Source organism: Aeromonas sp. MR16, from assembly GCF_022549315.1.
GTDB classification, from domain to species: domain Bacteria; phylum Pseudomonadota; class Gammaproteobacteria; order Enterobacterales; family Aeromonadaceae; genus Aeromonas; species Aeromonas aquatica.
Genome location: NZ_JAKZFK010000083.1, coordinates 1 through 304, shown reverse-complemented (window position 1 = coordinate 304; position 304 = coordinate 1). Strand labels below are relative to the sequence as shown.

The window sequence follows — 304 nt, the reverse complement described above, 5'->3', positions numbered from 1 at the left end:
GCCGGCAAAAGTAGCAAGCTACTTTCCCGCTGCCGCTCGACTTGCATGTGTTAGGCCTGCCGCCAGCGTTCAATCTGAGCCATGATCAAACTCTTCAATTTAAGTTTGTTTGCGTCGTGCCATTACCGAAGTAACGACATTCAGCGGCTCAATGAATTGCTGAAATAAACTATTCGGCTTGTTATTGCTAACAAGTCGTTTTGGTCACTTCACCAGACATTGAAAATCAAAAATTAATTTTGATGGTCGATGCTGTGAGTGCCCACACAGATTGCTTGATTCAAATTGTTAAAGAGCGACGCAG

General features: G+C 44.1%; 1 rRNA gene. It reads right to left on the bottom strand.

The features are described 5' to 3' along the window. Window positions 1-101, bottom strand: a 16S ribosomal RNA gene (locus MM194_RS21835); the annotation flags it as partial. Window positions 102-304 lie beyond the last annotated feature (203 nt).